Origin of the sequence: Streptomyces sp. NBC_01012 (assembly GCF_045162755.1) — a bacterium.
In the GTDB taxonomy this organism is placed as follows: domain Bacteria; phylum Actinomycetota; class Actinomycetes; order Streptomycetales; family Streptomycetaceae; genus Streptomyces.
On the sequence record NZ_CP108688.1, the window covers coordinates 1,424,027 to 1,438,261 of the forward strand.

Genomic DNA, 14,235 nt, shown 5'->3' on the forward strand with positions numbered 1-14,235 from the left:
CGCACGACTGCGGAAAGCTCCCCGCCGGGGTCGTCGCTCCGCCGGGCCGGGCCGCACCGACAGGGCGGCGAGCGGCGGTGCGTGTGACGGGGACGCACGTGGCAGGGACGATGAGGGCCTTAAGCATGAGCCTCCCGCAGTTGCACTACACCTCCGTCATGTCCGGGGACGGGGTGCCCGCCGGCCGGTTCACCGCCGTGGACCCCGCGATACCCGGGCCGGTGCGCGCGGAGGCCGCACCGCTCCTGGCGTACGACGCCCCGCCGGACACCCCCGACCCGCTCCCCGACGCACGGCTCCGCGCACTGCCCGTCGCGTTCGGCTTCGCCCTGCTCTCGGACGGCAGCCATCTGCTCAGCCGTACGGTGGCCACGGGCACGGGCGGGTTCCACGCCCACGCCGTCCATCTCACGCCCGGTGCGCCGATACCCGGCCAGGTGCTCCCCATCGCCGCGTGGGGAGCGGCGGGATGGCTCTCCCTGACGCCGGACCGCAGACTGCCCGACCCGCTGACGTCCCTGGTCACCGCGGACGGTCCCTCGCGGGGGCTCAGCAGGGAGGGGCTCGGCGACTTCGCCGTGGCCCGCAGCCCGTGGCTGGCCGCCGTGCTCGGCGATCTGCGCCGCGCGAGCGAGGACCCGTCCGCGCCGCCGGTGGTGCTCGTGGAGCGGCACAGCGCGGACGTGGCCCGGTGGGTGGCGCTGGCCACGGCCGTACTGCCCCGGGAGCACGCCGAGCGGCTGACGTTCACGACGTACACCCGGCATCCGGGACGGGCCACGCACCGGGTCATCGGTGTCCTGCCCGAGGACGCGCCGGACATCCAGGACCCCCGCTTCCGTGTGCACAACGCCTCGGGCCCCCGCCCCTCCCCCGCGGTGGACGACGCGTGGGCGGCGACGGCGGCCCGGATCTGGCGCAGCCGGGCCCCCGAGCTGTTCCGCCGGGCCGCGGAGCTGCCGGGCGAGCCCTTCGCGGCCGGACCGCTCGCCGTCACCGCGCTCGGCGCCGGCATCGAGCTCGGGTCGGAGGAGCGGGCGGCCGCGGCCGACTGGGCGGCCGAGCGGCCCTACGCGCTGGACGAGTCCAGGACCCGGCAGCTGACCGGGGCGCTGACCGCGCCCGCCGACGACCGTACGGCCGCGGAGTGTGCCGCGGCGCTCAGGCTGCTGACCGCGCTGGACGGCCGCTGCCCCGCGTCGGTCACCGCGCCGCTGGCCGCGCTGCTGGTGACGGAGGCGGTACGGGGCGGGGACGTGACCCTGGAGCCGCCCGCGCGTACGGCCTTCGACGAGCCCGCCGGAGAACGCGCCCTGGCCGCGCTGGTCGATGAGCTCGGCGACGAGCTGCTGGCCGAGCTGTCGTCCGCGGTGCCCGCGGGTGTCGCGCGGACCGTGCAGCTGCTGCGGATCGTCAGGCTGCTCGGCGTCGACCATGCGGAGCTGATGCCCGACGTGGTGGGCCGGCTGGCGCGCGCGCTGCTGGACGACCCGGGCGAGGGCGGGTACCGGACACTGCTGGATCTGCTGGACGAGCAGTTCGACGTCCGTACGGCGCTCCTGGGCGAGCTGGACCGGCTCGCCCCCGACCGCCCCGCGGACACGGAACGGCTGCTGGCCCTGGTCCCGCTGCCGTTCACCGGGACGCAGGCGCTGCCGCATCTGCGGATGTGCGCCGAGGCACCCGGGGCGAAGGCCCGGGGCACGGAGCGGGTGGGCGTCCTGCACACGGTGCTGCGCGCCGCGGGCATGTCCCCCTTCGCCGAGCCGCTGGTGCTGCGGACCGCCGTGGGCCTGGTGTGGGGCGAGGACGTACCGACGGCGGCCGAGGCCCGCTCACTGCTGGGCGAGACCACGTCCGACGCCCACCGGGCGGCCGGCACCTGGGCACGTCTCGTCGACGCCGCCCTCGCCGCGCCCTCCGGCGACGAGGAGGCGTCCGAGCTCGCCCACGACCTCCTGCGTGGCTTCCCGCAGGAGACCGGCGCGCGGACACGCGCCTGCCTGATGCTGCTGGACTTCGCCCGCGACATGCGCGCCGGCGAGGGCGAACCGGGCTGGGCGGACCGCGCCCGTACCCTGCGCAGCCGCGCCGAACCGGCCGAGGCCCCGGCCCTGGAGCACGCGTTCGGTGCCCTGGCCGACCGGCTGCTGGCCCCGGGCCGGCCGGGCGACGAGCTGTACGCCTTCGTGCACAGCGGGGACGAGGGCCTGATCGCGGCGTACGGCGGAGCGGCCCGCCGTGACGCGGTCCTGGCGCTGCTGCGGGCGGACCCCGCGTACGTGGCGGACTGCTTCACCGTATGGAACGCCCACCCGCACGCGGGCGACGACTGGACCCGCACCAGGACCGCCCTGCTGGACGAGGTGCTGCGCCCGGTGGTACGCGCCCTGTCCGCCGAGGAGCTCGCCGCGGTGGAAGCGGCCGTGGAACGCGAGGGGAGCAGCCGGACCCTGGACGCCTTCCGCGCCTGGAACCGTCCGTCGCGCTCCCTGGGACGGCTCGGCAGACGCATCGCGGGGCGGGTGCGCAGGGCGTGACGAGGTCACCGGACGCCCCGCACGACAGGTACCGTGGGACGTTCTGCTCTCGTGTGCCTCCTGTCGGGCTGCGTGACACCCAGGAGGAAACAGCATGACGACGAACCGTGGACGCAAGGACGTCATCCGGGACCGGATGGCCGCGACCGGCGAGTCGTACAACGTCGCCGCGCGGAACCTGAAGGCGATGAAGGACATGGGCGCGACCGACGAGGCCCGGCTCCTCCAGCGGTGGCTGCCCGCGGAGTCGCTGGACGTGCCGTGTCCGTGCGGCGGTACGTGTGAGCCGGGTGAGACGTGCGAGCGCTGTCACGCCAGGCACCGGCATGTGAAGCGCTACCCGGGCAGCCTCACCGAGGTGGAGATCTGGGCGGACCGCTACGAGTGCATGGGCTGCTCCGCGTCGTACACCCTCACCGTCCGTCTGGCGGGACGTCCCTGGGGCGTGGCCGAGACGGTGGTGCGGGGCGGTGCGGCCGAGGAGGTCGTGCGGGCCCGGGTCTTCCCCGGGGTGGTGCACCCGCTGCTGCGCGCCGAGGCGGCCGCCGCGTCCGATTCCGATCAGGACTGACGGCGGCCGGCCCGGCCCGGGTGCTCAGCTCTCGTCGGGCGCCAGCGTCAGCGAGATCGAGTTGATGCAGTACCGCTGGTCCGTGGGCGTGGGGTAGCCCTCGCCCTCGAAGACATGGCCCAGGTGCGAGCCGCAGCGGGCGCAGCGCACCTCGGTGCGGGTCATGCCGAGGCTGCTGTCCTGGAGCAGTTCGACCGCGTCGGTGTCCTTCGGGTCGAAGAAGGACGGCCAGCCGCAGTGCGACTCGAATTTGGTGTCCGAGCGGAACAGCTCCGCACCGCAGGCGCGGCAGGAGTAGACGCCCGGTGTGGTGGTGTCGGTGTACTCACCCACGAAGGCGGGCTCGGTGCCGGCCTTGCGCAGCACCGCGTACTCGGCGGACGTCAGCTCCGCCCGCCATTGCTCGTCCGGCTTCTCGACGTCGTACGACACGGTGGCTCCTCAGCTCGACAGGTGGTCCAGGATCTGCGGGCCGAGGTCGGTGACATCGCCCGCTCCCATGGTGAGAACCAGATCGCCGGGCTTCGCCATTCCCGCGACGGCTCCGGGGATCGACGCCTTGTCGTGGACGGCGGTGACGTCGGCGCCCGCGGCCCTCGCGGCGTCGATGATCAGCGCGCTGGTGACGCCGGGGAGGGGGTCCTCCCTGGCCGGGTAGATGTCCAGGACCAGTGAGGCGTCGGCGAGGGCGAGGGCCTGGCCCATCCCCGTGCCGAGCTCCTGGGTGCGGGAGAAGAGGTGGGGCTGGAAGACCACCAGGATCCGGGCGTCGGCCGCCGCGCCGCGCATGGCCTCCAGGTCGGCGGTCATCTCCGTGGGGTGGTGGGCGTACGAGTCGATGACCTGCACTCCCGCGGCCTCGCCCTTGAGCTGGAGGCGGCGCTTGACCCCGGTGTACTTGCCGAGGGCGGAGGCCAGGTTGTGCGCGGGGATGCCGAGGGCGACACCGGCGGCGAGCGCGGCGACCGCGTTGTGCGCGTAGTGCCGGCCGGGCACGGAGACCGCGAAGGTGAGGTACTTGCCGTTGAGGACGACCGTGACCTCGCTGGTCAGACCGCGTGGGGTGACCTTGTGCACGCGGACGTCCGCGCCCTCGGACTCGCCGTAGGTGACGACGGTGAGCGAGGAGAGCTCGCGGACCCGCCGGGTCAGCTCGACGGCGCCGGGCTGGTCGGCGGCGATGACGAGGGTGCCGCCCGGGACGACCTTGCCGACGAACGTCTCGAAGGACTCGTAGATCTCGTCCATCGACGCGTAGTTCGCGTGGTGGTCCAGCTCGACGTTGAGGACGATCGCGACCTCGGGGGCGTACTTCTGGAAGCTGCGGTCGCTTTCGTCGGCCTCGGCGACGAAGATGTCGCCGTGGCCGTGCGTGGCGTTGGTGCCGGGGCCCTCCAGGTCGCCGCCGATCGCGTACGAGGGGTCGAGGCCCAGCTCGGACAGCGCCACGGCGAGCATCGACGTGGTGGTGGTCTTGCCGTGGGTGCCGGCGACCGCGAGGGCGCGCGCGCCCTCCATCAGGGAGGCGAGCGCGTCGGAGCGGTGGACGACGGGGATGTCCAGCTCGGCGGCGCGTACCAGCTCGGGGTTGTCGGCCCGGATGGCGCTGGAGACGACCACCGAGGTCGCGTCGTCGGCCAGGTGCCCTGCGGCGTGCCCGATGTGGACGGTCACCCCCAGCGCGCGCAGGGCCTCGGCGGTGGCGGACTCCTTGGCGTCGCTGCCCGCCACCTTCGCGCCGCGCTGGGCCAGGATCTTCGCGATGCCCGACATTCCGGCGCCGCCGATGCCGATGAAGTGCGGCCGTTCAAGGGCGGCAGGAATACCGGGTGCCATACGTGTCTCTCCCGAGGTGTGACGTGCGTGGGGTCTGGGTCCGCCCCAGCCTATTCGCTGTGCGCGAAGAGCTTGAGCACCGGTACGCCGACCTTGTGACGGGCCCGGGACGCCCAGTCGCGGTGGAAGAACTCCTCGACGTAGTGCGGCGCCGTCAGCACGATGACCTCGTCCGCCCCGGAGTCCTCGACCACGGTCTTCAGCTTGTCCAGGGGGTGGTCCTCGATCACCTGTCCGACAGCCTCCGAACCCGCCTCGCGCAGCTCCCGGAGCGAGTACTCCAGCGCCATCTCGGCGGGCTCCCTGGCCTCCTTGCCTTCCGGCTGCTCGCCTTCGCGAACGGCTTCGCGCAGCTCGCCGATCGCCACGTCGTCGATCGCACGCAGCAGCACATCGGCCTGGTCGCTGCGGGGCTGCATCAGCACGACGAACGAGATCCGCTCCTCACCGTGGAGGGTCGTGACGAACTCCACGTCCTCGGGGGTGAGGGGTTTCTCGACCATCAAAACGCTTGTGAACACGACAGGCGCCCTTCCGCTTCATCTCGTCGGCCGCAGGGACGACCGCTGTTGCTGAAACCATCCTTCCCCGCAGTCGCACGGGGTTGCAGGACCTAGTCTGCCCATCCGGGGCTAACCGGAACGGGTTATTCCGCTAAGTGTCAGATCTTCCCGTACCGACTGAAGAGGAATCCTGCCTCCTCCAGGAGCGAGATGAGGGAGAAACGTTCCGGCACGGTGACGGCGGGGCCTCCCGCGATGCGCTGAGCGGCTCCGGCGGTGAGCAGCGGGGACAGGGTCAGGCAGAGCTCGTCCAGCACCCCGGCCGCCACGAACTGGCCGAGGAGCCGTGGCCCCCCTTCGGTGAGGAGCCTGCCGAAACCCCGCCGCCCCAGCTCCGTGACGGCGCGCGCCGGGTCGACGGCGGCTCCGTCCCCGGCGAACAGCACCTCGGCCCCCGCCTCCCTGGCCGCCGCGACCCGGTCCGTGGGTGCCGTCGCCCCGGTGACCACGAGGGTCGGGACCAGCGGCGAAGCGAAGAGCGGGAGTGAGAAGTCCAGGTCGAGGCCCGCGCTGACGACCGCGACGGCCGGGACGGGCCGCTGCCCCGCGGCAGCGCGCCGGGCGGCGAACGCGTCGCGGACCCGTGCGGGCCTGTAGCCCTCCTGACGCGCCGTCCCGGCGCCGACGACGACGGCGTCGGCCAGCGCCCGCAGGGTGCCGAAGATCCGCATGTCGGCGGGGCTGGAGATGCCCTGGGAACGGCCGTCGTGCTGGGCGGCGCCGTCCAGGGTGGAGACCATGTTGGCCCGGAGCCAGGGGCCGTCGCCGTGCGGATACGCGTAGGCGTCGGCCAGCTCGTCGAGCGTCCACTCGCGGTCGGCGGCGGAGACGGCCGGGGTTGTCAGGTCCGTCACAGGCAGCAGGCGTCGCATGCGCAGCAGTCTGGCACGGCCTCTACCATGGAGCGTTGTGTCGTCCTCCACAGCCGTGCCGGGGCAGAGCCCCATAGCCGAAACGGCCCCGCAGTCCCTGTGCGCCCTCGAACCGCGCGTCCCCGCCGACCGGCTGGTCGCGGAGATGGTGCCGCCGCCGCGCTTCGACTCGGTGCGCTTCGATACGTACGTACCCGACCCGAACCAGCCGAGCCAGACCGAGGCGGTCGAGGTCCTCGGCTCGTTCGCCGCGGGGCTCGGCGGAGCGCATGCCACGGGGTCGGGCAAGTCGGGAAGAGGCTGGTGGCGGGCGACGGGTGGGCGGTTCGGCAAAAAGACCCCGGATGCGTCGAGCGGGCCGCGTGGGGTCTATCTCGACGGCGGCTACGGCGTCGGCAAGACGCACCTGCTGGCCTCCCTCTGGCACGCCACCCCCGCCGCGCCCTCGCTCAAGGCCTTCGGCACCTTCGTCGAACTGACGAACCTGGTCGGCGCGCTGGGCTTCCAGCAGACCGTGCAGACCCTGAGCGGGCACCGGCTGCTCTGCATCGACGAATTCGAGCTGGACGACCCGGGCGACACCGTCCTGGTCTCGTCCCTGCTCAGCAGGCTCGTCGAGGCGGGCGTCGCGCTGGCCGCCACCTCGAACACGCTGCCGGGCAAGCTCGGCGAGGGCCGTTTCGCCGCGGCCGACTTCCTCCGCGAGATCCAGGGCCTCTCCGCACACTTCAGGCCGCTGCGCATCGACGGCGACGACTACCGCCACCGGGGCCTGCCCGAAGCCCCGCCGCCGTACTCCGACGCCCAGGTCACCAAGGCCGCGTACGCGCACCGGGGCGCCGCCCTCGACGACTTCCCGGCCCTGCTCGACCACCTCGCCCGGGTCCACCCGAGCCGGTACGGCGCGCTGACGGACGGGATCACCGCGGTCTGCCTCACCGGTGTGCAGCCGGTGCCCGACCAGTCGACGGCACTGCGCCTGGTGGTGCTCGCGGACCGGCTGTACGACCGTGAGGTCCCGGTGCTCGCCTCCGGCCTCCCCTTCGACCAGCTGTTCAGCGACGAGATGTTGAACGGCGGGTACCGGAAGAAGTACTTCCGGGCGATCTCACGGCTGACGGCACTGGCGCGTGACGCAAAGGGACTGGTGGAGCAGTAGGTTCGGGGGTCGAAGGGTGTACGGGTGCCTCGCGGCGCCGGATACACCCCTCCGACCGCGCACACCGTTTCGAAGGGATCCAGCATGGCTACCACGCGTCAGGCGCACACGGTCTGGGAAGGCAACCTGCTCGAGGGCAATGGCGTTGTCACCCTCGACTCCTCAGGGATCGGGGCGTACCCGGTGTCCTGGCCGTCCCGCGCGGAGAAGGCGAACGGCAAGACCAGCCCCGAGGAGCTCATCGCGGCCGCGCACTCCAGCTGCTTCTCGATGGCTCTGTCCAACGGCCTGGCCACGGCGGGCACCCCGCCCACCCGGCTGAACACGCAGGCCGAGGTCACCTTCCAGCCCGGCACCGGCATCACCGGCATCCACCTCACGGTGGAGGGCGAGGTTCCGGGCCTGGACGAGGCGGGCTTCGCGAAGGCCGCCGAGGACGCCAAGGCGAACTGCCCGGTCAGCCAGGCGCTCACGGGCACCACCATCACGCTCACCGCGTCCCTGGCCTGATCGACGGCTGATCAGCGGCTGATCGACGGCCTGATCGATCGTGGGTGTCCCCGGGGCCATCACCCGCCCCGGGGACACCCTCGGACACCCTCGGGACGCATGAGACGCGGTGACGCGCGTTGTTCACGAGCGCCATCGCGCGTGCTACACACATGCGGGTCACTTCACCTGTCCGCCAACAGGGAGTTGCCTCATGTCATCCGCACCTCGACGACTCGCAACACGACGACAGGTCCTGGCCGGCAGTGCCGCGACCGCCGCATCGGTCACCTTCACCGGGGCCTTCACCGAACTCTTCTCCGGCACGGCCGATGCCAGGGGCCACAGCGGCTACGGCCCGCTCCTGCCGGACCCCGACGGCCTGCTCGATCTGCCGAAGGGCTTCCGCTACCGGGTGCTCTCCCGGGAGGGCGACCCGCTCCGCTCGGGCGAGGGCCGGGTGCCCGGCCATCACGACGGCATGGCCGCCTTCGCCGGCCGCGGTGGCCGGGTCCGCCTGGTGCGCAACCACGAGAACCGGGAGGACGCGGAGATCGCCGTCCCCACGGTCGAGGGCCTCACCTACGACCCGATGGGCAGGGGCGGCTGCACCGCTCTCGAGGTCGACGGCCGGGGCGTGGTGCACGGCGAGCGCGTCGCCATCGCGGGTACGGCCGTCAACTGCGCGGGCGGTCCCACCCCCTGGAACACCTGGCTGACCTGCGAGGAGACCGAGGACAAGGCCGGCACCAACGGCTACACGAAGGACCACGGCTTCATCTTCGAGGTGGACGGCGCGGATCCGCACCGCACGGGCGCCGTCCCGCTGACCGCGATGGGACGCTTCCAGCACGAGGCCATCGCGATCGACCCGCACAACGGCATCGTGTACGAGACGGAGGACGCGTTCGACCGGCCGTTCGGGCTCTTCTACCGCTTCCTCCCCGAGAAGCCGCTCGGCGGTACGGGCTCCCTGCGGGCCGGCGGCGCGCTGGAGGCCATGCGGGTACCCGGTGTCCCCGACCTCTCCGTGATCCAGGAGACGGGTGCGAGCTTCGACCGGATCGAGTGGGTTCCCGTACCGGATCCGGCGGCCGCGCGGACACCGATCAGGCTCCAGGACTTCGGGCCGAAGGGCATCACGCACGCCCAGAAGCTGGAGGGCTGTTACTGGGGCGGGACATCGGTGTACTTCGTCTCCAGCTTCGCGCACAGCTCGGAGGGGTCGGCCGCCGACCACTTCGGCCAGGTGTGGCGGTACGAACCGGAGCGGCGCCGGCTCACCCTGGTGATCGCCTTCGGCCCGGACACCGACATCCAGCTGCCGGGCGAGTCCCCCGACAACATCTGCCTCGCCCCAGGGGGCGGCCTGATGGTCTGCGAGGACGGTGGCGGCGCGCAGTACGTGCTCGGGGTGACGCGGCGCGGCGAGGTCTACGCGATGGCCGGAGGGCGGCAGAACATCGGTACGGACGAGGAGCCGGAGTGGGGTGAGTTCGCGGGCGTGACGTTCTCGCCGGACGGCGGGACGATGTTCGTGAACTGCTACACACCGGGGACGACGTTCGCCGTGACGGGCCCCTGGCGCTGACCGAGGCCCTGACGGCAGTGGGCAGACGGGTGATCCGGCGGGGCGCCGGAGCGGCGTGAGGACCATCCGGTCGACCGACGGCTAGCGTCCCTCAGTGATCAAATCCGTTCGTACGACAATCGCCCTGGCGGTATTGGGCGGGGTGCTCGCCGGCTGCGGAAGCTCCGGCACCGCCCCCGCCGGAACCGCCGCACGTCCGACAGTCTCCCCGCGGCCGGCGACAGGGTCCCCGTCCCCCTCGTCCCCCTCGTCCCCCTCGTCGGCCGCGGAGAGCGAACCGCCCGTCCTGGCCCCCGGCCCCGGTGGTCTCACACCGGTCTTCGAACGACGGGCGGGCGGGTCCGCGGCGGGCAAGGTCGTGGCGCTCACCTTCGACGCGGACATGACGGCGGATCAGGGGCCGCGTGCCGCGGACGGCGAGCACTTCGACAATCCCGGCCTGATCGCGTCGCTCCGCCGGCTGAAGGTCCCTTCGACGGTCTTCATGACCGGCAGCTGGGCGCAGGAGTATCCCGAGCAGGCCCGCTCGATCGGCACCGACCCCCTGTTCGAGATCGCCAACCACTCGTTCAGCCACTACGCCTTCGCCTCGCCCTGTTACGGGCTGCCGACCGTCGAGAAGCCGGACATGCGGGGCGAGGTGGAGCGGACCTTCGCCGCGATCCGCGAGACGGGTGCGCGCAACGTCGTGCCGTACTTCCGCTTTCCCGGCGGCTGTTACGACGACGCCTCGCTCAAGGCGCTGGCCCCGACCGGGGTGACCGCGGTCCAGTGGGACGTGATCAGCGGCGACGCCTTCGCCACGGACACGGACGCGGTGGCCGAGCAGGTCCTGGACGAGGTGAAGCCGGGGTCGCTGGTGGTCATGCACTGCACCCGCAGCGCGGCCCCCGTCACCGAGGACGCCGTACGCCGGATCGTCCCGGAGCTACGGAAGCGCGGCTACCGCTTCGTCAAGGTCTCCGAGCTGATGCGGGGCTGAGAGCTGAGCCGCTCGACCGACGCCCGCGCCGTCAGCCGGAGCAGGCGGTGCGCGCGGCCTCCTGCCAGGCACAGACCGGGCAGAGTGTGTTGCCCTTCGTCGACTCCGGGTACTCGGTCGGCTTCCGGCACAGCACGCACTCGGCGTAGGGCGGGCCGGCGTCCACGGGTGCGCGGTCCGGCGCGGGCGTCTCGCAGTACGCATCGTCCATACGTACGAGCGTACTCACCCGCGCAGCGCGGCGATCCTGGAGGTGAACGCGGCCACCGCGACGGCGACCACGGCTGCCCCTGCCAGGGGCAGCAGCGGCATCCGTACCGTGCCGGTCAGCGAGCCCGAGACCAGCCCCGACACCGCGGCCCGCGCGGGCAGGTCCAGGTCGGGCCCGCGCAGCACCCAGGGGCCGCGCAGGCCGTACCGGCGGCCCGCACCTCGCAGCATCAGTTGGCCGACGACTTCTCCGGCTTGAGCTCACTGGGCCGTACGATCACGAATCCCTCGCCCTGGAGCATCAGCTGGACCGCCTCGCCCGAACCGCCGCGCACCATCGAGCCGAAGCTCTGCGAGCGGTGCAGCGAGGTGGACAGCTGGGCGCTCCAGCCGACGACCGCGTCCGTGTCGACGTACACCGGCTGCTGTGCGGTGACGGGGATCACGATGGGGTGGCCCTCGCAGATCAGGCCGAGCTTGCCGTATCCGCTGAAGACGCTGTTGAAGAGCCCACCGCCGGTCATCCCGGCGCCCTTCACCGTCTTGATCTCGTAGGAGAGGCTCGCGTCGAAGCAGAGGACGTTACGGCCGTTGACGGTCAGGACGTCGCCCTGCTCCATCTCGACGATGAAGCAGTTGGCCGCCTCGTGGGCGAACCATGCCTCGCCCTGGCCGGTCACCGCCATCAGCGGCAGCCCTTCGCCGGTCACGGCGCGCTTGAGCAGGCCTCCGATGCCCTGGCCCTTGCGCTCGAACTGGAGACTGCCCCGGAAGGCGATCATCGAGCCCTGCCGTGCGTGCATCTCACCGTTGACGGCGTACTTGATGGATTTGGCGTTCTGCAGGGTCATGCCGGGGACCGTGGTCTGCCGGGCCATGTGCTCATCGGCAAAGAGATCGCTCTTCATAGCGCGCATCCTCACCCGGAGCCCTCCCTTCCGCCAAGAACCGGTGGTCACGGTGGCCTGGCAGACTGGGTGCGTGAGCAGCGACAGCATTCCCGAGACCATTCCCGCGGCGCCGGCCGCCCCCGTCGAGAGCCCGTTCCGTACGGAGCCGACGGCCCGTGACGAAGCCCCGCAGTTCGTCCTGCCGCTGGTGGTGCACCTGGAGAAGACGGCACCCCCGGCGCGCAACGACGCCCTGGTGACCGCCGCCCGCGCGGTGCTCACGCTGCTCTCGGACCCCCGCTCGCTCGGCGGCGAAGGCGAAGGCGAAGGCGAAGGCGGCGTCGAGGGCGAGTGGGCGCAAGCCGTGCGCGACTGGCAGGACGCCCGCATCCGCAAGGTGGTGCGGCGAGCGCGCGGCGCTGAGTGGCGCAAGGCGTCCGCGCTGCCCGGGATCACGGTCACGGGCGAGCACGCCGAGGTCCGGGTGTTCCCGCCGGTGCCCCTGGACGGCTGGCCCAAGGAGCTGGCCAAGCTCCAGGTGTCGGGCACCGACCTGGACGACCCCGAGGCCCCGGCGGCGCCCGACCTGACCGGCCCGGTGCTGTGGATGAATCCGGACGTCGCCATGTCGGCGGGCAAGGCGATGGCGCAGGCCGGGCACGGTGCGCAGCTCGCCTGGTGGGAGCTGTCCGACGCGGAGCGCGCGGCCTGGCGTGAGGCCGGGTTCCCGCTCTCCGTCGCCACACCGGACGCCGCCCGCTGGCGCGAACTCACCGCGAGCGGACTGCCGGTGGTGCGGGACGCCGGATTCACCGAGGTCGCCCCCGGCTCCTGCACGGTCGTCGCCGACCACCCGGCGCTGCACCGCTGAGTCAGGTCGTCACCCCTGGCGCCTGACGTACAGCCGGTTGCCCTTCGGGCCGGTCCATTCGACCCGTACGACGCCGGGCACGGCCGCGTCGGCCAGGCGCGCCGGGTTGGACCAGTGCCCGAAGTTCGGGTTGCGGAAGAACGTCGCCCACAGAGCGCCGTCGGAGTCCTCGAAGAAGTTGTTGTGCCCCGCGCCGACGCCGACGGTCCAGCGCTGGGAGTACGGCCCTTCGAAGCTGTCGGAGACGGCGGCGATGGCGTCGTACTGGTACTGCACCCGGCCGGTCCCCGCCTCGTCGTAGCCCTGGCGCGCGGTGCCGTCGGCTTCGATCGACGTCCGGTCCCAGGCGGCGTGCAGGAGGAAGTACTTCCCGCCGTGCTTGAAAACGTACGCGCCTTCGAGGTACGGCTCGGGCGTGTAGGGCGTCTGCCGGAACTCGGGGAGGTCCGTCGGCGTGACGATGTCCTCCATGTCGTCGCGGAACTTCGCGTACAGGTTGTTGTGCAGCACGAGCCAGGCGTCGTCGCCCTCGGAGTAGAGGCTGCCGTCGATGTGGTGGTAGGCGCCGGGCTCGATGAAGGCCGGTCCCCCGATGAACGAGTCGCCGAACGGCTTCTCCAGATTGCCCTCGACGAGCCGGTACGGGCCCTCGACCCCGCCCTCGCTCACCAGCATGAAGGAGCCGACCTTCCGGGAGTGGTCACCCATGCACGCGACGATGTACCACTTCCCCCTGAAGCGGTGCAGCTCCGGCGCCCACGCCTGGCCGCGCTTGCCGAACTCCTCGTCGTGCCAGTACTCCTGCCACGGAGCGACGACCGTGCGCCCGGCGCGGTTCTCGTCGGCGAACTCGGGCGACCAGACCTTGCCCTTCTCCGCGTCCGGCCGGATCCCGGTCGTGTCGGCCAGCTTCCAGGGCCCCTCCAGGTCGCGGGCCACCCACACGAAGATGCCGTCGTTCCACGGGCCGGCAGCTTCGAGGCCCGGTACGCGGGTGGTGCCCGTGGCGACGTAGAGCGGACGGCCGTCGACGACGAAGCAGTTGACGTAGGTGTCTCTCATCCAGACCACCCCGCGCTCCTTGTCGCGGGGTCGCAACTCCAGCGGCAGGACGAAGGAGTTGTCCTCACGGGGCCACAGGTCCGGCCGGGTGTCCGCGAGACCGTAGGGCTCCTGGGAGGGCCAGTTCTCCGGGTGGCGCTTCGTCGTGGTCCGGTCGGGGCGGCCGCTCGCCGGGGCGGCGGAGGCCCGTGCGGCCGGCGCGGCGGCCACGGGCAGCGCGGCAGCCGCGCCCACTCCGGCCGCTCGGCTCAGCAGGGACCGCCGGCCGAGACCCGGCCTGTTCTCGGTGCTGGTCATGGGGCACGTTCTCCTTCGTCCGGCTCACCGGGAATGTCATGGACCGCCTGCACGGCCCTTGGGGCACGGCGCTCAGGATGCGAACGGCTGTTGATCTCCGTCAACGGAGCCCGGAATTAATCCGGCGTGTCCGGCAGGTCGTCATATCCGTGCTACTCCGCGTCTCCGCAGGTCATCGGGGTGTCGTTGAGTCCGAAAGGTGCATCACGATCAGATAACGGCGCCTATACGGGCCGCTCGGGAACCTCAAATTCAGCTGTCAACCAACTCGGGCCTGAAGGGGCCGAGCTTGGGGGCTGAGT

15 protein-coding genes are annotated in these 14,235 nt (G+C 72.2%); 7 read left to right on the top strand and 8 right to left on the bottom strand.

Features of this window, described 5'->3' with window-relative positions:
- Positions 1-125 precede the first annotated feature (125 nt).
- Positions 126-2,540 carry a GTPase-associated protein 1-related protein gene (locus OG623_RS06150; RefSeq protein WP_406144996.1) on the top strand — a complete coding sequence of 805 codons (2,415 nt, stop codon included), beginning with the start codon at positions 126-128 and terminating at the stop codon, positions 2,538-2,540.
- Positions 2,541-2,634: 94 nt separating this feature from the next.
- Positions 2,635-3,111 (top strand): hypothetical protein, encoded by a 477-nt coding sequence (locus tag OG623_RS06155; protein WP_406144998.1) that lies wholly within the window; start codon positions 2,635-2,637, stop codon positions 3,109-3,111.
- A 24-nt stretch (positions 3,112-3,135) separates the two neighbouring features.
- Here OG623_RS06155 and msrB read toward each other — a convergent pair whose 3' ends face one another.
- The 4 genes from msrB to OG623_RS06175 form a co-directional block, all read right to left on the bottom strand.
- Positions 3,136-3,543 carry a peptide-methionine (R)-S-oxide reductase MsrB gene (gene msrB, locus OG623_RS06160; RefSeq protein WP_406145000.1) on the bottom strand — a complete coding sequence of 136 codons (408 nt, stop codon included), beginning with the start codon at positions 3,541-3,543 and terminating at the stop codon, positions 3,136-3,138.
- A gap of 9 nt (positions 3,544-3,552) precedes the next feature.
- The gene (gene murC / locus OG623_RS06165; RefSeq protein ID WP_406145002.1) at positions 3,553-4,947 is read right to left on the bottom strand and encodes a UDP-N-acetylmuramate--L-alanine ligase; all 1,395 of its coding nucleotides are present in this window, start codon (positions 4,945-4,947) and stop codon (positions 3,553-3,555) included.
- 50 nt (positions 4,948-4,997) lie between these two features.
- On the bottom strand, positions 4,998-5,450 hold the full coding sequence (locus OG623_RS06170) for an indole-3-glycerol phosphate synthase (protein WP_406145004.1): 453 nt from the start codon (positions 5,448-5,450) through the stop codon (positions 4,998-5,000).
- 158 nt (positions 5,451-5,608) lie between these two features.
- Entirely contained in the window at positions 5,609-6,382 is a 774-nt protein-coding gene (locus tag OG623_RS06175) for a pyrimidine reductase family protein (protein ID WP_406145006.1), read from the bottom strand.
- Between the two features lie 37 nt (positions 6,383-6,419).
- Between OG623_RS06175 and zapE the strand changes: the two genes are divergently transcribed.
- The 4 genes from zapE (at position 6,420) to OG623_RS06195 (ending at position 10,603) form a co-directional block, all read left to right on the top strand.
- Complete coding sequence (zapE, locus tag OG623_RS06180) at positions 6,420-7,541, top strand: cell division protein ZapE (RefSeq protein WP_406145008.1); 1,122 nt, start codon at positions 6,420-6,422, stop codon at positions 7,539-7,541.
- 84 nt (positions 7,542-7,625) lie between these two features.
- The gene (locus OG623_RS06185) at positions 7,626-8,051 is read left to right on the top strand and encodes an OsmC family protein (protein WP_362894356.1); all 426 of its coding nucleotides are present in this window, start codon (positions 7,626-7,628) and stop codon (positions 8,049-8,051) included.
- Positions 8,052-8,244: 193 nt separating this feature from the next.
- On the top strand, positions 8,245-9,621 hold the full coding sequence (locus tag OG623_RS06190) for an alkaline phosphatase PhoX (RefSeq protein ID WP_406145010.1): 1,377 nt from the start codon (positions 8,245-8,247) through the stop codon (positions 9,619-9,621).
- A gap of 94 nt (positions 9,622-9,715) precedes the next feature.
- Positions 9,716-10,603, top strand: coding sequence for a polysaccharide deacetylase family protein (locus tag OG623_RS06195; RefSeq protein ID WP_406145012.1), 888 nt, complete (start codon positions 9,716-9,718; stop codon positions 10,601-10,603).
- Between the two features lie 31 nt (positions 10,604-10,634).
- On the opposite strand, the gene OG623_RS06200 is transcribed toward OG623_RS06195, so the two are convergent.
- The 3 genes from OG623_RS06200 to OG623_RS06210 are packed head-to-tail and all read right to left on the bottom strand — an operon-like array spanning position 10,635 to position 11,721.
- The gene (locus OG623_RS06200; RefSeq protein ID WP_406145014.1) at positions 10,635-10,814 is read right to left on the bottom strand and encodes a hypothetical protein; all 180 of its coding nucleotides are present in this window, start codon (positions 10,812-10,814) and stop codon (positions 10,635-10,637) included.
- A gap of 14 nt (positions 10,815-10,828) precedes the next feature.
- Entirely contained in the window at positions 10,829-11,044 is a 216-nt protein-coding gene (locus OG623_RS06205; protein WP_406145016.1) for a hypothetical protein, read from the bottom strand.
- Complete coding sequence (locus tag OG623_RS06210; RefSeq protein WP_406145018.1) at positions 11,044-11,721, bottom strand: AIM24 family protein; 678 nt, start codon at positions 11,719-11,721, stop codon at positions 11,044-11,046. Before OG623_RS06210 ends, OG623_RS06205 begins: the two co-directional genes overlap by 1 nt.
- Positions 11,722-11,794: 73 nt before the next feature.
- On the opposite strand from OG623_RS06210, the gene OG623_RS06215 reads away from it, so the two are divergent.
- On the top strand, positions 11,795-12,574 hold the full coding sequence (locus OG623_RS06215; protein ID WP_406145020.1) for a peptidyl-tRNA hydrolase: 780 nt from the start codon (positions 11,795-11,797) through the stop codon (positions 12,572-12,574).
- A 9-nt stretch (positions 12,575-12,583) separates the two neighbouring features.
- On the opposite strand, the gene OG623_RS06220 is transcribed toward OG623_RS06215, so the two are convergent.
- Positions 12,584-13,933, bottom strand: a complete 1,350-nt coding sequence (locus OG623_RS06220; RefSeq protein ID WP_406145022.1) for a family 43 glycosylhydrolase — start codon at positions 13,931-13,933, stop codon at positions 12,584-12,586.
- Positions 13,934-14,235 lie beyond the last annotated feature (302 nt).